We start from the raw sequence: 17379 nt of genomic DNA on the forward strand, positions 1-17379 counted from the left end.
CGGGCTCGACATCCACCCGGTCCCCCTGGATTGTTTGGTCGCGTCGCTCCCCGCAATGACGACGCGGCACAAGCGCTCTATTTGGGCTGCACGTAGACGTTGATCTCGAGATTCGGGTCACCCGGATCATTGAGTTCGCTGACATATTCCTCGAGGAAGGCATCCTTCACGACGATGCTCTTGGCTTCGAGATAGGCGGTGATCGTCTCATAGGTCGAGTCGATGTCGTCATAGGGCGCCTGGTGCAGGAAGCGCAGCGCCGGCCCCGCGGGCGAGGTTCCCATCCTGAAATCCGCGCCCAGAGACGGCGCTTGCCCACCGGGCGGAATCGCGACCGGCAGCATCGCATCGAAACGGAAGCCGTCATCCGTCGTCTCGACGAAGAGCGCGAGCGGCCTGCCGGCGACCGCCAGCCCTGCCCTTTGTGCCTCGGCTCGCAGGGTCTTGATGCTGTTGGAGAGTTTCTGGAACCCCTGATCCCAGGTCGCCTGCCCGGACAGCATCAGCACCGGCTTCGGCGCGAGCACGACCTCGCCGACATCGCTGCTGTCCGTGCCCTTCCCGGCCAATGTCGAATTCGGATCGGGCACGCCGGTCTGCTGCTGCGACGGCGCGGGCGGCAGCGGCTGGCCCGGGGCGGGCAGCGTCGGCGGCGGTTGCACCGGCTGTGGCTCGATCGGCATCGATGGCGTCGGCGCGGGCTGGACAGGTTGCGGCGTCACAGGCCCCTGCAGCGCCGGAGGCGGCTGTACCGGCTGCGGGCTCGACGGCTGCCCGGGCGCAGGCGCCGGCGGCGTCTGTGCCGGGGTGGCCGGCACCTGGGCCGGAGCAGCGCCCGGCGGCGGCGCCAATGGCGCGGACTCGACCGGGCTCGGCGCAGCAACGCGCTGCTGCGCGAAGACCGTTCCACTGGAAACGCTCGCCATACCGGCAAGCGCCAGAACACAAATCCGGGAATACCGCATCGTCACGGCCCTGAGTTTCACGCGATTCGCGCCCTTGCAGCGCAACATAGAATGTCCACCTTTTCACAGGAACGGGATGAGGGTGGCTTTTTCACATCGCCTCGGCCATAGACCCACTATTCATGGGACATGTGACCAAATGAACGCTCTGGCCAATCGCCGGTTCCTGAAAATGAACGGGCTCGGCAACCAGATCACGGTGCTCGACCTGCGCGGCACGAAGCATGTCGTCAGCGAAGCCGAAGCCCGCGCCATCGCTGCCGAGCCCCGCGCCCGCTTCGACCAGCTCATGGTCCTGCACGATGCCGTGACGCCCGGCACCGACGCTTTCGTGCGCATCTACAACACCGATGGTTCCGAGGCCGGCGCCTGTGGCAACGGTACGCGCTGCGTCGCCTGGGCGATGATCGCCGATCCGCAGATGGGCGACGCCGCCAAGACGCGCCTCGCCCTCCAGACCAAGGCCGGGCTGCTGCCGACGGTGCGCGAAGGCGAAACCCTCTTCACCGTCGACATGGGTGCGCCGCGTCTCGACTGGGACCAGATCCCGCTGGCCGAGCCCTTCGAGGACACCAGCCGCTTCGAATTGCAGATCGGGCCGATCGACAACCCGATCCTGCACACGCCCTGCGCCGTCAACATGGGCAATCCCCACGCGGTCTTCTTCGTCGACGACCCCTACGCCTACAATCTCGAGCAGATCGGCCCGCTGCTCGAGAACCATCCGATCTTCCCCGACCGCGCCAATATCGAACTCGCCGCGGTGAAGGCGCCCGATCATATCGTCCTGCGCGTCTGGGAGCGCGGCGCCGGCATCACCCAGGCCTGCGGCTCCGGCGCCTGCGCGGCGCTGGTCGCGGGCGTGCGGCGTGAACTTACCGCCCGCAAGGCCACGGTCAGCCTGCCCGGCGGCGACCTCGCGATCGAATGGCGCGAAAGCGACGGCCATGTACTGATGACCGGCCCGGTCGAATTCGAATGGGAAGGCCGGATCGACCCGGCCCTGATCGAGCGCGCGGCCTGATGGCGCTGGAGGTCGTCACCTTCGGCTGCCGCCTCAACATCGTCGAGAGCGAGGCGCTGCGGCTCCAGGCGCAGGCCGCCGGGCTGAAGGACGCCGCCATCGTCAATTCCTGCGCCGTCACCGCCGAGGCGACGCGCCAGGCGCGGCAGGCCGTGCGCCGCCTGAAGCGCGAGAAGCCGGACCGCCCGGTCATCGTCACCGGCTGCGCCGCGCAGATCGAACCCGCCCGTTTCGCGGCGATGCCGGAGACGGACCGTATCCTCGGCAATGACGAGAAGCTCAATCCCGCGAGCTGGGCCGCGCTTGCCCGCTCCAACAGCCTTGGAAGCGCGGATGCAGCCGCCGCGGACAAGCTCGATGTCGGCGACATCATGGCCCGCACGACATTGCGCGCGCCGGCCACCGGCCGCTTCACCGGCCATACGCGCGGCTTCGTCCAGGTCCAGAACGGCTGCGACCATCGCTGCACCTTCTGCGTCATCCCCTTCGGTCGCGGCCATTCGCGCTCGCTCCCGGCCGACGATGTGGTCGCGCAATGCCGCCGGCTGGTCGAGGCCGGCGCGCGCGAAGTCGTGCTGACCGGCGTCGATCTCACCAGCTATGGCCGCGACCTGCCGAACCAGCCGTCGCTCGGTGCTCTCGCCCAGGCAATTTTTCGGGCGCTCCCCGAACTGCCGCGCCTGCGCCTGTCTTCGATCGACGCGGTCGAGGTCGACGACAGGCTGCGCGACCTGCTCGCGACCGAGGCGCGGCTGATGCCGCATCTGCACCTGTCCCTGCAGGCCGGCGACGACCTCATTCTGAAGCGCATGAAGCGCCGCCACAGCCGCGCCGACGCCGTCCGCTTCTGCTCCGAGATCCGGGCCTTGCGCCCCGACATCGTCTTCGGCGCCGATCTCATCGCCGGTTTCCCGACTGAGGACGAGGCGATGTTCACCGGTTCGCTTGGACTGGTCGAGGAGTGCGGGCTGAGCTTCGTGCACGTCTTCCCCTACTCCGCCCGCCCGGACACGCCGGCCGCGCGCATGCCGCAACTACCCGGCGGCGTCGTCGCGGAGCGCGCCGCACGGCTGCGCCTGGCAGCAGACGCTGCGCAGGAGCGGCATCTCGCCGAGCGCGTCGGCCGGCCGCTCAGCGTCCTGACCGAACGCGGCAACACCGGCCGGGCCGAGGATTTCACGCTGGTCCGCTTTAGCAGCGACATCGCGGCCGGCCAGATCGTCAGGACGACCGGCCATACGGCCGATGGCAAGGCCCTTCTTGCGGCCTGACCTCGGTGCGTCATGTTCGGGCGAGCCGAAGCGCAGACCCGAGAATCGCGGCTCGTGAAAAGCGCGGGAGCCTCATCTTGCAGGAGATGCTCGGGTCAAGCCCGAGCACGACGAGCTTGCTCGGGCCAGCATGCGCGCGATCGGGGAAGAATAGCCGCCCCGGTCGCCGATGGGAGGAGGAGGAGAGACCGGGGCGGCGGAGCCTTGCCGGTGCGGCGGGCCCGAACATTAGACGCGGCGAGAGCCGAAAAGGTTCAAACCTTCAGGCGACGACCGAACCGCGCAGGCGCTGCACCTGGTTGTTGCAATAGCCACGCGGGTTCCAGGCGATCTCCAGCGGCTGGCTGTTGCCTGCCACATCATGCGCCCGCACCATGATGACCAGTGGCCCGACCTGGTCGGCGGAAACCTCCGCCTCGAAGCGCCGCCAGGCGAAAGGCCCCTCGCCCGGCTGCAACGGGATGTCGTGCCAGTTACCGCCGCCATCGCAGGAAAGCGCGACCGAAGCGAGCGGAATGGCCCCGCTCCAGGCGAAACCGCCGACTGTCAGCAGCTCTCCGTGCTTCACCGTGAAGCCGTCGACCGGGGTGGTGATGAGCGATTTGACCGGCATGTCGGTGATCACCGCGAAATTGGCCGGATCGAACGCCTCGCCCGGCCGCGGCGCCTCGACCGGCATCCGATAGTCGGTGCCGCGCATCTTCTCGCCGTCATGCTCGACCGGGCGCAGGCTGATCCCGTCGAGCCATTTCTGCCAGGCCGAGCCGGGATAGCCCGGCGCGACGATCCGCAGCGGTCCGCCATGCAGGCGCGGCAGCGGCTCGTCGTTCATCGCGAAGGCGATCAGCGTTTCCGGTGCCAGCGCCTTGGCCATCGGCAGGCCGCGCGACAGCGCCGCCTTCTCCGGCCTGCCTATCTGCCGGTCGGGCGCATGATGCCCGGTATAGACGGCTCTCGGCTTCGGCCCGGCATGCTCGAGCACATCCGCCAGCCGCACCCCTGTCCAGCGCGCGCAGCCGACGGCCCCGAGCCGCCATTGCAGCCCGTCGGTGGCGGGAGAGAACTGCGAACGGCCGTTGCCGGCGCATTCGAGGACGGCCGTGACTGTGACGGTCTCGAAGCGCTGGCGCAGGCCCGCAATGGTCCAGACGGTCGGGCGCTCGACCTCGCCCTCGATCGTCAGCGTCCAGTCCTGTTCGTCGCCAACCTCCGGCAGATCGCCGTTGTTGCGGATGAAGAAGGAATCGATCGGCGTGATCGCCTGGTCGAGCAGGCCGATGGCCGGCTCGGCATTCAGCGCCTCCTCGTCATAGACATGGAGCCCAGGCTTCAGCCGGCGCAGCAGCGGAAATTCGACGAGACGGCGAGGCAAACGACAATCTTCTCCGTGACGGCTCGCGGCGGCGATTCCCTCCCGCGAAACCCCGCACAGAAGACACGTTGCTGTCCTGACTGTCGACCACGCTGCCGCCGTCCGCTGGATCGCCATGCGCGCCGCCGGGCGCAGGGTGGCGATCCAGTTGCTTGTTCGGCATCGGATTTTTCCGAAAGATGGGCTCCACTTTTCGGCCCGTCGCGCTAGCGCTTGACGACGACCTCCTCGCGCAGCGCGCGGCGCAACACCTTGCCGACATTGGTCTTTGGCAGGGTTTCCCGGAAGAAGATCTGCTTGGGCACCTTGTAGCCCGTCAGGTTCTCCTTGCAGTAGGCGCGCAGCTCCTCCGCCGTCAGCGTCTGGTCCTTGCGCACGACGAAGGCGGTGACGGCCTCGCCGGAATGCTCGTCGGGCAGGCCGATCACCGCCGACTCGAGCACGCCCGGATGCGCGGCCAGAACGTCTTCGACTTCGTTCGGATAGACGTTGAAGCCGGAGACCAGCACCATGTCCTTCATGCGGTCGACGACCTTGATCTGCCCGTCCGGCAGCATCACGCCGATATCGCCGCTGCGGAAGAAGCCGTCCGCCGTCATCGCCTTGGCGGTCTCGTCCGGGCGGTTCCAGTAACCGGCCATCACCTGCGGCCCGCGGATGCAGATCTCGCCGGATTCGCCCAGCGGCATGTCATGGCCCTCGGCGTCGCGTATGGCGATCTCGGTCGAGGGGATCGGATAGCCGATGGTGCCGGTAAATTCCTGGATATCCGGCCGGTTGATCGTCGCGACCGGGGAGGTCTCGGACAATCCATAACCTTCGATGATCGGGCGCCCGGTCACGGCCTTCCACTGCTTGGCGACCGCGGCCTGCGTCGCCATGCCGCCGGCCACGGCGAAGCGCAGCTCGGAGAAGTCGACGTTCTTGATCTCGGGATGATTGGCCAGCGCGTTGTAGAGCGTGTTGACGCCTGAGATCAGGGTGAAACGGCTCGACCTCAGCGTCTTGACGAAGCCGGGGATGTCGCGCGGGTTGGCGATCAGCAGGCTCTTCGCGCCGATCCGCAGCAGGAACAGGCAACAGCAGGTCAGCGCGAAGATGTGATAGAGCGGCAGCGCCGTGACCATGACGTGCTGATATTCGCCGCGCCCTTGGGGCGGCTCCAGCACCCATTCCAGCCAGAGCCCGGCCTGCTGGACGTTCGCCGCGACATTGCGATGCGTCAGCGTCGCGCCCTTGGCCACGCCGGTCGTCCCGCCCGTATATTGCAGGAAGGCGACATCCTGCGACGTCACCGTTACCGGTGTCATCCCTCCGCCGCTCTGCAGGATCTGCTGCAGCGGCACGGCGCCCGGCAGATTGAACGGCTTGACGACCTTCTTGATCCGGCGCGCGACGAAATTGACGATCTTGCCCTTGAAACCCATCAGGTCGCCGGCCGTGGCGATGACGATCGCATCGACCTTCAGGTTCGGCTTCGCCTCCTCGACGACATGGGCGAAGTTCTCGATCACCACGAGGACGCGCGCCCCCGCATCGTTGACCTGATGGGTCAGCTCGCGCGCCGTGTAGAGCGGGTTGACGTTGACGACGGTGAAGCCGCCGAGAAGCGTGCCGAAGATCGCCGACGGATAGGCCAGAATGTTCGGCATCATCAGCGCGACACGATCCCCCTTCTTGAGCCCCTTGGCCTGCAGCCACCCGGCGAAGGCCTCGGCTGCGCGCAGGGTCTCCGCGAAGGTGATCGTCTTGCCGAAACTCTCGAAGGCCTGCCTGTTGGCATAGCGCGCGCAGGACGAACGGATCAGATCGACCAGCGTGCCGATCTTGGCGGCGTCCAGCTCCGCCGGCACCGCCGGTGGATAATGCGCAAGCCACGGCCGCGAATCTTGCGTGGCCTGCGTGGCGCCGATCGCGTTCATCATCTCCTCCCTGTCGCCCGGTTACCCGTCATCGCCGGGTTCCGAGCCTTGTCGACATCGTTGGACTGTCATCGTCATAGAGTGCGGAACAGCGAACCAAGGCGCAAGCGCCGGCTGTTCCGCTCCGCACAACGTTTACATATAAACTGTCCGAAAGGGATGAAGGCAAGCGAAACCGGAAGCGGCTGACGAACCGGGATGCGGACGATCTCGCCGGGATGGCGAAACCATGCACCCTCGTGCGTCTTTGGCTTATGCTGATTCCACCGGGAACCGAGGTGTCATCCCGGGCTTGCCCCGCGATCCATGCCAGAGCGCTTCCGATAAAGGTTCGGACATGGATATCGCGGCTCTCCGCTTCGATCCGGCCGGGACGACATCCTGGTTACGCATAAGCCTCGGCACGCTCTAATGGCCCGGCTTGGTCAACAGCCCGTTGGCCTCGTCCAGCAGGGAGCGAACCTCGTCGTCGCTGGTTTGCGAGAAATCTGAATACCAGCTTCCGACGCCCACGAAGTAACGCGGCATCGTCACGCAAACCACCTCGTCAGCGACGGCCTTCATCGCTTCGCAGATCTCCCGGCTGCCGACCGGAGCCGCGACCACGATGCGGGCCGGATGCTTGTCCCGAAGCGCCATGACCGCGGCCCGCATCGTCGCGCCCGTGGCCAGGCCGTCATCCACGACGATGACGGTCCGGCCCTCCAGATAAGGCGGCGCGCGATCTCCGCGGTAGAGACGCTCGCGGCGAAGCAGTTCCTGCTCCTCTTTGGCGATCACCTTGTCGATCACGTCCTGGGCGATGCCAAGCGCGGCGATAACGTCCCGGTTCAGGACACGTGTCCCTGCCGTCGCGATCGCGCCCATGGCCATTTCTTCGTCTCCGGGAAAGCCGAGCTTGCGCACGACGAGAACGTCGAGCGGAGCCTTCAAGGCTCGCGCCACCTCGAAGCCGACGGGCACTCCCCCTCGTGGCAGCGCCAGGACGATGACATCGCCTCGCTCGCGATACCGGCGAAGCCTGTTCCCCAGCTTTCGGCCGGCCTCACGGCGATCGGAGAAGACGGTGGCCACGTGTCGGCCCTCCCCATGCGCCCGGATGCGTTGCCTTTCGAGATTGCGTCCGGCGGCTTCGGAGCCGGGCCGTCCATCCCGGTCAGACGGCCCGAACAACTTCGGCATTCCACGCGAGCCGGCGATGGGGCCAATACCGAAGGCCGACGCGTCATTCGCAGACATTGCCGAACGCCGAGAAGCTGCCTTTTGCATCCCGCCATGACGGTAGCGATCAATTCCGAAGACGGCGGGAGCCGAAGCTCCCGCCACTGCGGTACGGTTCAGGCGGGTTCCCCGTCAGCGCCCCTGGGCGGAAGCCAGGGCCTGCGCGGACACGACCGCCTCCGCCGGTTTGCCGGCGAGCTCCGCCAGATGGTCGAAGCGTGCGTTGAACGAGCCGACGCCCGAGGTCGCCGAGCGCAGCTCGACGATCAGCCCGGGCATCTCGGCCTCCGGCACCAGCGCCTTGATCTGGTCCCAGCCGCGCCAGCCCGCTCGCGTATCGTATCCGAGGATCTGGCCGCGCCGGGCAGAGATCAGAGCCGATGCGCGCGACATCGCCTCCGACGGGATGACGACATCGACGGACAGGATCGGCTCGAGCAGGACGGGCTTCGCCTGCGGCATCGCCTCGCTCATCGCCAGCCGCGCCGCCTGCCGGAACGCCATGTCCGAGGAATCGACCGTGTGGTAGGAGCCGTCCGTCAACGTGACCTCGATATCGACGATCGGGAAACCGAGCGGCCCCTTCTCGCAGAAGTCGCGCATGCCGGCCTCGACCGAGCCGATATACTGGCGCGGCACCACCCCGCCGGTGATCTTGTCGACGAAGCGAATGCCGTCCCCGCGGGGCAGCGGCGCGACCTCGATCACGACATCGCCATACTGGCCATGGCCACCGCTCTGCTTGCGATGCCGGCCGCGCGCGCCGGCGTGACCGCGGATGCTCTCGCGATAGCCGACCTGGGGCGAACGGCTCGCGACAGTCACGCCGTAGCGGCCCGCGAGCTTCTCGAGCGCGACACGCAGATGCATCTCGCCCTGCCCGGTCAGACGGGTCTCGCCCAGCTCAGGGACCTGCGTGACCGAAAGCGCCGCGTCCTCCTCCGTCAATCGCTGCAAGGCTGCGGCCAGCCGGACATCGTCCTTGCGGTCTTTCACCGCGATGGCGACCGCATGGACAGCCTCCGGCGGCGCGATCGCGCTGACGACGCTTGCCCGCTGCTTGCCGAGCATGAAGGATTCCCCGGTCCCGATGCCTTCCAGCTTGGCGAACGCCGCAACCTCGCCCTCCTCGGCCGCCGGCTTGCGGCTCTGCTCAGCGCCCTTGAGCGCCAGCACACCGGCAATGCGCGCCTCCACGCCGCCCGACGATGTCACGGTGTCACCTTCGGCCATCCGGCCGCGCATCACCCGCGCCAGCGAGAGCTTGCCGCCCTGGCTCGAATGCCAGGTCTTCATCACCTGGGCGAGCGGAGGCCCTTCGGCCAGGACCCCGGCGCGCCCGCGGGTCTCGGCGAGCCCCGGCGCCTCGTGCCTGAGTGCCTTCAGGAGCCGAGTCACGCCATTGCCGCGCTCCGCCGCGCCGATCAGCACCGGCACGACATGGCGATGCTGCAATTCGCGGGCGAGATCGTCGAAGATGCGGTCGCGCGGCGGCTCCATGTCACCGAGCAGCTCTTCCATCAGCTCGTCGTCATAGTCTGCGAGCCGCTCGAGCATGGAGAAGCGCGCCTCCTTCTCCCGGCCACTCTCATCCACAGCCAGCGGCACGATCTCGCTCGGCGCATGCTCGCGGTAGATGAAGGCCCGCTCCAGCGCGAGGTCGATGAAGCCGACGGCAATGCCGTTCTTCCAGATCGGGATCTGTCGCAGCAGCAGCGGCGTGCGCGAGGCGCGCTGCAGGATGCCGAGCGTCTCCCGGACCCGGCGCGAGGCCGTGTCGATCTTGTTGAGGAAGAGAAAGCGCGGGATGTCGGCTTCCTCGAGTTCGCGCAGGACCAGTTCCAGCGCCGGCGCCTTGCGGTCATCCGCCTCGCAGACGACGACGGCGGCATCGACCGCCGGCAGAACATGGCGCATCTCGTGCAGGAACTCGACCGAGCCGGGGCAATCGACGAAATGGAAGGTGTCGCCGAGGAATTCGACTGTCGCGACGCTGGGCTCCGTGCTCATCTGATGCGCCCGCGCCTCGGGCGCCGCATCGCCGACCGTATTGCCGTTCTTGGCCGAACCCGTGCGCGAAAGCGCGCCGCAGCGCATCAGGATGCTTTCCAGCAAGGTCGTCTTGCCGCTCTGGAAGGGGCCGACGATCGCGATGCATCGCGGCCCCGCGCGCCTGGTACCGCGGGCCGTGTCTCCTCTGCCATTTTGTGCTGCCATGACGTCCTCCTCCGGGTTGGACCGCGAGGACGAAAGGGCTCGCCCCTCATCGTCGCGGATGAAGGCCAGCGCGGCGGGAAGGAAAGCCCCGAGGCGCCGGTCGGGCGGCGGTCGCACCGGCCCGAGCTGGTCGGGCGGCCGTCGAAGAGGCATAGGAGGGGAGGTTCGCGCCGTTCCGCGGCCAGCGCAAGGGATTTATCCGGGGCGCTGCAGTGACGGCAAAGACTGCGGTCGGCCCCGGGCTCGACCGTCGATCAGGGCTTGGCAAGCCGCTCCATGGCCAGCCGCAGCGGCGCATCGGACACCCGGATATAGCCGAGATAGGGGTGGTCCATATCGATGATGAGCACCAGCGCCCCTGCCACGGATATCGCCGACACGAGGAGGAAGACGACCACCGTCGCGTTTCCCGGCGCAAGCAATCCGAAGGATGTGAAGAGCAGCGCCAGCCAGAAGACGATGAAGACGACGAAAACGCCCGGAAATCCTCCCGCCTCGGTTTCAGGCCGCGACCATCGTGTCTCCGCGACTTGCCCGGTCAGTTGGAGGGCCCGTGACTGAAGCCAGCGCTGCCCATCCGTCGTCGGTACCAGGTCCCGCAGGCGATCCTGGATCGGCTCGACGTCCAGCCCGTCATTGAGCGAATCGCTGTTCAGCATGCCGTTGTCGATTTCGAGCTTGCGGTGCTCCACGAGCCGGCGGAGCGATTGGCGCATCTCTGCGGTCTCGGGGCCGTAATGCGCCAGGACCCTGTCCAGCAGCAGGATGCGCGCAGCAGTCGCCCTCAGCTCGGCCCCCGCATCGTCGAAGGAGCGCTTTGCCGATGCAATCAGAAGGCCCAGCGCCAGCGCCGAGAGCGTTCCGATGATCGCCGTGGCCAGCTTGATGGCATCTCTCGAGTCGGGCGTGAGATGGTGCTCGGGAAGCCGGCTCTTCACGAACATCCCGAACAAGGCCGCCCCGAAGATGACGATGAGCGCGAAAATGCCAATCGTGAACGATTCCATCGCGAACCAGCCCCCCACATCAGCCTTGTCTACGATTCCGGTGGCTCCGCAGACACTCTGGACGCCACCATTTGGCGGACGCGGCCGGGCCCTGACAATCCCCTCGGGTTCGGCCTCAATCCCCGCAACGGTGCCGCGCCCTGCTCAAGGCTCGCCGACCCGGCAAAGAACGCCGAAATGGTGAAGGCAATGGCGAGGACTGCATGACCGCGGTCATCGCCGGGTCCATGGCGATCGGGGTCGAAAGGCCGGGCAGGCCTGCGGCCCAACCGATCCCCGGCGCATCCAGCACGGCAGGACGGACGGATTCAGGCTCTCCGCCAGCCCTGCTGGAGCCGGTTAGGCCGTAAGGCATCAGCGCGAAGCCCGCGAGCGCGACTCGCGCGCCTAGAGGTTCCGCCTCTCCCCGCGCAGCGTCGCCAGCCCTATGCCTGTGGCGTCGAAGCCGCCATCGACCGCCAGCACCTGCCCGGAGATGTAGCTCGCGCGCTCCGAGCACAGGAAGAAGATCGACTCGGCCAGTTCCTCCTCCAGCCCATAGCGGCCAAGCGGAATCGCGTCGCGGTAGTCCGCGCGGATCTCGGGGCTGTGCACGGCCTTGGCCATCGCCGTCTCCACCGGCCCCGGCGCGACCGCGTTGACGCGGATACCGAGGCCCGCGAGCTCCGCCGCCTGCTGCTTGGTCAGATGCGCCAGCGCCGCCTTCGAGGTGCCGTAGGCAACGCGCAAAGTCGAGGCGCGCAGGCCCGAGATCGAGGTGATGTTGACGATAGCGCCGCCGCCATTGTCGGCCATCAGCGGCGCGGCGAGCTGTGTCGCCAGGAACGGCCCGGTGAGGTTGACCGCAAGCACCCGCTGCCACTCCTCATAGGTCGTCTCCAACAGCGGTTTGAACACCGCCGTGCCGGCATTGTTGACGAGCGCGTCGAGCCGCCCGAAGCGCTTGGCGAGCCCGGCGAAGGCAGCCTCCAGCTGCGCCGGATCGGCGACGTCGCAGGTCAGCACCAGCGTCCGCGCCGGTTGCGCGATCTCGGCCGCGGCCCGCTCGAGCCCCGCCCCGTCGATGTCGAGCAGGCCGACCTGCCAGCCTTCGGCGAGAAAGCGCTTGGCGGTGGCAAGCCCGATGCCGCGCGCGGCACCCGTCACAAGGGCGATCTTGGTGGCTTGGTCGGTCATGGCCTGCGTCCGGTCGATGTGGCGTCTCGGTTCGGGCAAGGCTAAGCATGCCGCGCGGATCGCCAACAAGCGAGTAGGCGCCGACGCGCTTTGCCGGCATTGCCGCTCGACAAATCCGCCGCGCTCCTGTATGGCCGCGCTCTCAACTGAAAACAGCGCGCCGTAACGCCAGCGTGCCCGCACGCGAACACGGCCATGGAGAGACCCATGAACATCATCGAACAGCTCGATGCCGAGCAGATCACCAAGCTCAGCGACGGCAAGAACATCCCCCAGTTCCAGCCCGGTGACACCGTGCAGGTCAACGTCAAGGTCAAGGAAGGCGAGCGCACTCGCGTCCAGGCCTATGAGGGCGTCGTGATCGCCCGCAACGGCGGCGGCCTCAACCAGAGCTTCACCGTCCGCAAGATTTCCTATGGCGAGGGTGTCGAGCGCGTCTTCCCGCTCTTCTCGCCGAACCTCGACTCGATCAAGGTGGTCCGCAAGGGCAAGGTTCGCCGCGCCAAGCTCTATTACCTGCGCGATCGCCGCGGCAAGTCGGCCCGTATCGCCGAGCGCGTCGAGGCCAAGCCGGCCAAGGGCTCGAAGGCAGCCGGCAAGTAAGCCGCAGCCTCAGTGCAAAGAGATTGAAACGCGGTCCTTCGGGGCCGCGTTTTTTTATTGCCCAGGGCCACCTCAACCCATTCCAGAAACGCATATCGCAACGCAATATCCGCATTTGATATGCATCAATGACGCATATAAGTAAGATAATCATTAGCATGCTATTTATATCAGCGTCATGGACCTCGCCCCGCTTCAGGCCGCCTTCACTGCCGAGCTCGCTGCCGTCAACCGGAAGCTGAGGGCGCTCGTCGACGAGCGCGCCCGCGACATGGGTTTGACCCTCTCGCGCGCCCGGCTGCTGATGGAGCTCGCCAAGGAAGACGGCCCGATCCAGTCCGATCTCGCCGGCCTGCTCGACATCGAGCAGCCGACGCTGGTGCGTCTCCTCGACGGCCTCGAACGCAACGGCATGATCGAGCGCCGCGCCGTCGAAGGTGACCGCCGCGCCCGCCGCGTCTTCCTCACGGAGACCGCCCGCGCTCAAGCGCAGGACATCCTGAACTTCCTCGCCGAGCTGCGCGCCGGCATCCTGCAGGGGATCGCACCCGAGGAGCTGGAAGCGGCGCTCGGCGTCCTGCGCCGCACCTCGCGGAACATCGCCGCCGGACGGAGCGTGGCCCCATGAGCGCGCCCGAAACCACGACCGGCCCGGCCGCGCAACCGTTCGGCCTCACCATGCCGCCCGCCCGTGCGCTCGCCTATATGCTCGCCTCGGTGACGCTGGCGATGACGCAGCAGGTCGGCCAGAACATCGTCAACACCAATGTCTACCAGATCCAGGGCGAGCTCGGCGCCACCCTCGCCGAGACGAATTGGCTGATCGCCGCCTACATGGCGCCGAACGTCTCGCTCTCCATCGCCCTGATCAAGATCCGGATGCAGTACGGACTGCGCAATTTCGCCGAGATAAGCTTGGCCGGCTTCGTTTTCGCGACGCTGCTCAACCTCCTCTTCGTCCGCGATCTGCAATCGGCCGTGGTGGTCCGCTTCATGAGCGGCATGGCGGCGGCGCCGATGTCCTCCCTCGCCTTCTTCTACATGATCGAGCCGCTGCCGCCGCCGAAGAAGCTCACCGTCGGGATCTCGCTGGCGCTCACCAACACCACGCTCGGCATCCCCGTGACGCGGCTGATCTCGCTCTGGCTGCTCGATATCGGCGGCTTCCACGGCCTGACCCTGTTCGAGATGGGGCTCGCCCTGCTCGCCTTCGGCTTCGTCTACGCATTGCCGCTGACCTCGCCGCCGCGGGTGAAGTGCATCGGCCCGCTCGATCTCGTCAGCTACCTGTTCATCGCCGTCGGCTTCGGCTCGATCGCCGTCGTGCTCAGCCTCGGCCGGATCTACTGGTGGTTCGAGGCGCCCTGGCTCGGCTGGCTCCTCGCCTGCGCCATTCTCTGCCTGATGCTGGCAGCGATCATCGAGCTGCATCGCGACAGCCCGCTCATCGACATCCGCTGGCTGACGAGCCCGACGACTCTGCACTTCGCCGGCGCATTGCTGCTGCTGCGCGTGCTCCTGGCGGAACAGACGGTCGGCGCCTCCAATTTCTTCCAGGCCCTCGGCATCCAGAACGAGCAGACGCTGTCGCTCTATACGGTCATCTTCTGCGCGATCCTGGCGGGAGGGTTGACCTGCGCGCTGCTGCTGCGGCCGGGCCGCGAGAACTGGTTCTACGGTGTGGCGCTGGCCTGCGTCTCGCTGGGCGCCTGGCTCGACAGCGGCGCGACCAGCCTGACCCGGCCGCACGACATCTATCTGAGCCAGGCGCTCGTCGCCTACGGCTCGGGGCTTTACCTGCCGACGGCGATGGCGCAGGGCATGGGCAGCGCGATCGCGCGCGGCCCGGTCTATATCCTGAGCTTCATCACCGTCTTCCTGTTCACCCAGAGCATCGGCGGCTTGCTCGGCTCGGCCATCTTCGGCAGCTTCATCACGCTGCGCACCAGCTTCCACTACCATGTGCTCGCCGAGCATTTCGCGATGTCCGATCCGCTCGTCGCCCAACGCATCGGCCAGCTCGGCGGTAGTTACGGCCATGTCCTGACCGACACGGCCCTGACGCGCGCCGAGGGCGTGGCGCTGCTCGCCCAGCAGGCGACGCGGGAAGCGACCGTCCTCGCCTACAACGACGCCTTCCTGCTCATCTCGCTGCTCGCCGGCCTCGCACTGGCCGGACTCTTCCTCCATCTCGCCGTCCTGCGCCTCAAGGCGCTCTCCGCCACCGCCCCTGCTCCCGCAGCCGGCTGATCAATGCACCGACCATGACCCGCCTCTTCCGCTCCCTTTCGACCTACGTCGCCCTGGCCATCGGCCTCGCCGGCCTCGCCGTGATCCTGTTCGCCTGGCGGCTGCCGCCCTTCGCCAGCGCCATCGAGACCACCGAGAACGCCTATGTCCGCGGCCAGGTCACGGTGATCGCACCGCAGCTCGCCGGCTACGTCGCAGAGGTGCCGGTGCAAGATTTCGCCGCGGTGAAGCAGGGCGATCTGCTTCTGCGCATCGACGACCGCATCTATGCGCAGAAGCTGGAGCAGGCCCGGGCCTCGCTCGCTGCCCAGCGTGCGGCGCTCGCCAATTCGGATCAGGCCCGCGCCTCCGCCGAGGCCCGGCTGCGTGCCGCGGTGGCGAATGTCGCCAGCGCCGAGGCCGCACTGCGCACCGCCGAGGCGAACTGGGGCCGCATCGAGCCGCTGCGCGAGCGCGGCGTCGTCAGCCAGACCAGCACCGACCAGAGCCAGCAAGCGCTCGACCAGGCCCGCGCCTCCCTAGCCGCCAGCAATGCCGCTGCAGAAGTGGCGCGGCAGGATATTCAAACCGCCATCGTCAACCGCCAGTCGCTCGTCGCCGCGGTCGAGGGCGCCGAGGCCACCGTCCATCTCGCCGAGATCGATCTCAGCAACACCCGCATCACCGCCCCGCAGGACGGGCGCCTGGGCGAGGTCTCGGCCCGGCTCGGCCAATATGTCTCTGCCGGCACGCAGTTGATGACGCTGGTGCCCGCCCAGACCTGGGTGATCGCCAACTTCAAGGAAACCCAGCTGCCCGGCATGCGTGTCGGCCAGCCTGTGACCTTCACGGTCGATGCGCTGCGCCATGCCACGCTCACCGGCAGGATCGAGCGCTTTTCTCCCGCGGCAGGCTCCGAGTTCAGCATCATCCGGGCGGACAACGCCACTGGCAACTTCATCAAGATCGCGCAACGCGTGCCGGTCCGCATCGCCATCGACCCGGGCCAGCCGCTGGCGGAAGAGCTGGCGCCCGGCATGTCGGTGGTCGTCAGCGTCGACACCTCGCGCCGCTAGGCGATCTGGCGTCAGGCCAGCGTCGCAAGGCGCTCCAGCAGAAGCTGCGCGTCGTCAGCGTTCTGATAGAGCCCGAAGCCCAGGCGCAACCTGTCGCCGCGCAGGTCGACGGTGACGCCCGCTTGTGCCAGCCGTTCGTACCAGAGCTGCGCGTCCGCATGGCGGAACGTGAGGAAATTGCCGTGTGCCGGTTCGGAGAGCGGCAGCATGAGGTTCTCCGGCGCGAGTACGCCACAAGGCCGGCGCGCCAGCCCCTCCGTGACGATACCTTGTAAGGCATGGGCGTGGCCGTGGATCGCCGCCGCGTCGAGGCCCTTCGCGCCGAGCCAGTCGAACACCGCCCCCATGCGGTAGAGGCCGGAGGGATCAAAGGTCGCGCCCATGAAGCGCCAGCCGGTCTCGGCATAGCCGACGCCGCCCTGCGGGCCGGAGAGCGCGCCGAACGAGGCGTACCAACCGGTGTCGCGCGGCCGCATGGCGAAGCCGGGCGGGCAGTGCATGAAGCAGGCGCCCTCGCCCGCCATGGCGTATTTGTAGCCGCCGGCGATGTAGAAGGCCTTGTCGGCGATGGCGGAGAGATCGGTCGGCCGCGCCAGGAAGCCGTGATAGCCGTCGATGACGACGAGACGACCCGGCGCGCCGACACCCGCAACCAGCCCCTCCAGATCGGTCAGCGCATAGCCGGAATTGAACTGCACCTGGCTGACGAAGACCATGTCGGGGTCGCTCGCCTTCGCCGCCGCGATCAGCCGCTCCGTCAGGCCTGCGAACGGCTCGGCCGGCACGATGGTGAGCGTGACCAGCCCCTCCTCCGCCAGCCGCTCGATCTGCCGCCGGAAGGAATGGAATTCGGCATCATCAGTCAGGATGCGCGGCGTGCGCTCGCGCGGCAGGCAGGAGAGCAGCCGGTTGACGAATTCATGGGTGTTGTTGGCCGGCACGAGCCCATCGATGCCGGGCAGGTTGAGATGCCCAGCCACGCCTTGCGCCACCTTCCGCCAGACCGGGCCAAGCACCTCCTCCCACTTGCCATCGACCAGGCGGGCGGCATCGTCCCAGCAGCGCAGATGCGCCTCGCGCGTGATATCGGGCCAGAAATGATGGCTGTGAGCGGCGAAATGCAGCTGCTCCGGCCAGTTCCGGCGGAAATGGGAGAAGTCGGCAGCCAGATCGAAGGGCGGTCGGTCGAGCCGAGCGGGAACGGTCGTCGCTGGATCGATCGCCATCGTCACGTCCTGCCCGCCTTGTCCGCATGCCAAAATACTTTAAACTTAAAATATAGGCCGCCTTCGCCTC

The 17379-nt window shown here is 67.4% G+C and carries 14 protein-coding genes; 6 read left to right on the forward strand and 8 right to left on the reverse strand.

Annotated features, from left to right (window positions below; genetic code table 11):
- Positions 1-77: 77 nt before the first annotated feature.
- Positions 78-986: a GyrI-like domain-containing protein gene (locus AC1DIN_RS02635; protein WP_476808568.1), complete on the reverse strand. Its 909-nt coding sequence runs from the start codon at positions 984-986 to the stop codon at positions 78-80.
- 118 nt (positions 987-1104) lie between these two features.
- Here AC1DIN_RS02635 and dapF point away from each other — a divergent pair, with 118 nt between their 5' ends.
- A complete protein-coding gene (gene dapF / locus AC1DIN_RS02640) occupies positions 1105-1989 on the forward strand; it encodes a diaminopimelate epimerase (RefSeq protein ID WP_476808569.1) in 885 nt (294 codons plus the stop codon).
- Positions 1989-3260 carry a tRNA (N(6)-L-threonylcarbamoyladenosine(37)-C(2))-methylthiotransferase MtaB gene (gene mtaB, locus AC1DIN_RS02645; RefSeq protein ID WP_476808570.1) on the forward strand — a complete coding sequence of 424 codons (1272 nt, stop codon included), beginning with the start codon at positions 1989-1991 and terminating at the stop codon, positions 3258-3260. Before dapF ends, mtaB begins: the two co-directional genes overlap by 1 nt.
- A gap of 262 nt (positions 3261-3522) precedes the next feature.
- On the opposite strand, the gene AC1DIN_RS02650 is transcribed toward mtaB, so the two are convergent.
- From AC1DIN_RS02650 to AC1DIN_RS02675, 6 genes are all read right to left on the reverse strand, one after another.
- Entirely contained in the window at positions 3523-4632 is a 1110-nt protein-coding gene (locus tag AC1DIN_RS02650; protein ID WP_476808571.1) for a sulfite oxidase, read from the reverse strand.
- A gap of 206 nt (positions 4633-4838) precedes the next feature.
- Positions 4839-6554, reverse strand: a complete 1716-nt coding sequence (locus AC1DIN_RS02655; protein ID WP_476808572.1) for an AMP-binding protein — start codon at positions 6552-6554, stop codon at positions 4839-4841.
- A gap of 408 nt (positions 6555-6962) precedes the next feature.
- Complete coding sequence (locus AC1DIN_RS02660) at positions 6963-7628, reverse strand: phosphoribosyltransferase (RefSeq protein WP_476808573.1); 666 nt, start codon at positions 7626-7628, stop codon at positions 6963-6965.
- A gap of 279 nt (positions 7629-7907) precedes the next feature.
- Positions 7908-9992 carry an elongation factor G gene (locus AC1DIN_RS02665; RefSeq protein WP_441469817.1) on the reverse strand — a complete coding sequence of 695 codons (2085 nt, stop codon included), beginning with the start codon at positions 9990-9992 and terminating at the stop codon, positions 7908-7910.
- A gap of 254 nt (positions 9993-10246) precedes the next feature.
- Complete coding sequence (locus AC1DIN_RS02670) at positions 10247-10999, reverse strand: bestrophin-like domain (protein ID WP_476808574.1); 753 nt, start codon at positions 10997-10999, stop codon at positions 10247-10249.
- Between the two features lie 387 nt (positions 11000-11386).
- Complete coding sequence (locus tag AC1DIN_RS02675) at positions 11387-12175, reverse strand: SDR family NAD(P)-dependent oxidoreductase (protein ID WP_476808575.1); 789 nt, start codon at positions 12173-12175, stop codon at positions 11387-11389.
- A 207-nt stretch (positions 12176-12382) separates the two neighbouring features.
- Here AC1DIN_RS02675 and rplS point away from each other — a divergent pair, with 207 nt between their 5' ends.
- From rplS to AC1DIN_RS02695, 4 genes are all read left to right on the forward strand, one after another.
- On the forward strand, positions 12383-12778 hold the full coding sequence (rplS, locus tag AC1DIN_RS02680; protein WP_441469821.1) for a 50S ribosomal protein L19: 396 nt from the start codon (positions 12383-12385) through the stop codon (positions 12776-12778).
- 178 nt (positions 12779-12956) lie between these two features.
- Positions 12957-13406 (forward strand): MarR family winged helix-turn-helix transcriptional regulator, encoded by a 450-nt coding sequence (locus AC1DIN_RS02685; protein WP_476765066.1) that lies wholly within the window; start codon positions 12957-12959, stop codon positions 13404-13406.
- Entirely contained in the window at positions 13403-15028 is a 1626-nt protein-coding gene (locus tag AC1DIN_RS02690; RefSeq protein ID WP_476808576.1) for an efflux MFS transporter permease, read from the forward strand. Before AC1DIN_RS02685 ends, AC1DIN_RS02690 begins: the two co-directional genes overlap by 4 nt.
- Before the next feature lie 14 nt (positions 15029-15042).
- Positions 15043-16083 (forward strand): HlyD family secretion protein, encoded by a 1041-nt coding sequence (locus AC1DIN_RS02695; protein ID WP_441469824.1) that lies wholly within the window; start codon positions 15043-15045, stop codon positions 16081-16083.
- An 11-nt stretch (positions 16084-16094) separates the two neighbouring features.
- On the opposite strand, the gene AC1DIN_RS02700 is transcribed toward AC1DIN_RS02695, so the two are convergent.
- The gene (locus tag AC1DIN_RS02700; protein WP_476808577.1) at positions 16095-17309 is read right to left on the reverse strand and encodes an aminotransferase class V-fold PLP-dependent enzyme; all 1215 of its coding nucleotides are present in this window, start codon (positions 17307-17309) and stop codon (positions 16095-16097) included.
- Positions 17310-17379 lie beyond the last annotated feature (70 nt).

It is taken from the genome of Allobosea sp. 05T438 (genome assembly GCF_056396025.1).

Excerpts from the sequence above, each read along its gene's own strand:
- dapF (WP_476808569.1), top strand. The coding sequence starts at position 1,105 with ATGAACGCTCTGGCCAATCGCCGGTTCCTGAAAATGAACGGGCTCGGC.
- mtaB (WP_476808570.1), top strand. The coding sequence starts at position 1,989 with ATGGCGCTGGAGGTCGTCACCTTCGGCTGCCGCCTCAACATCGTCGAG.
- AC1DIN_RS02655 (WP_476808572.1), bottom strand. The coding sequence starts at position 6,554 with ATGAACGCGATCGGCGCCACGCAGGCCACGCAAGATTCGCGGCCGTGG.
- AC1DIN_RS02665 (WP_441469817.1), bottom strand. The coding sequence starts at position 9,992 with ATGGCAGCACAAAATGGCAGAGGAGACACGGCCCGCGGTACCAGGCGC.
- AC1DIN_RS02670 (WP_476808574.1), bottom strand. The coding sequence starts at position 10,999 with ATGGAATCGTTCACGATTGGCATTTTCGCGCTCATCGTCATCTTCGGG.
- AC1DIN_RS02675 (WP_476808575.1), bottom strand. The coding sequence starts at position 12,175 with ATGACCGACCAAGCCACCAAGATCGCCCTTGTGACGGGTGCCGCGCGC.
- rplS (WP_441469821.1), top strand. The coding sequence starts at position 12,383 with ATGAACATCATCGAACAGCTCGATGCCGAGCAGATCACCAAGCTCAGC.
- AC1DIN_RS02685 (WP_476765066.1), top strand. The coding sequence starts at position 12,957 with ATGGACCTCGCCCCGCTTCAGGCCGCCTTCACTGCCGAGCTCGCTGCC.
- AC1DIN_RS02690 (WP_476808576.1), top strand. The coding sequence starts at position 13,403 with ATGAGCGCGCCCGAAACCACGACCGGCCCGGCCGCGCAACCGTTCGGC.
- AC1DIN_RS02695 (WP_441469824.1), top strand. The coding sequence starts at position 15,043 with ATGACCCGCCTCTTCCGCTCCCTTTCGACCTACGTCGCCCTGGCCATC.
- AC1DIN_RS02700 (WP_476808577.1), bottom strand. The coding sequence starts at position 17,309 with ATGGCGATCGATCCAGCGACGACCGTTCCCGCTCGGCTCGACCGACCG.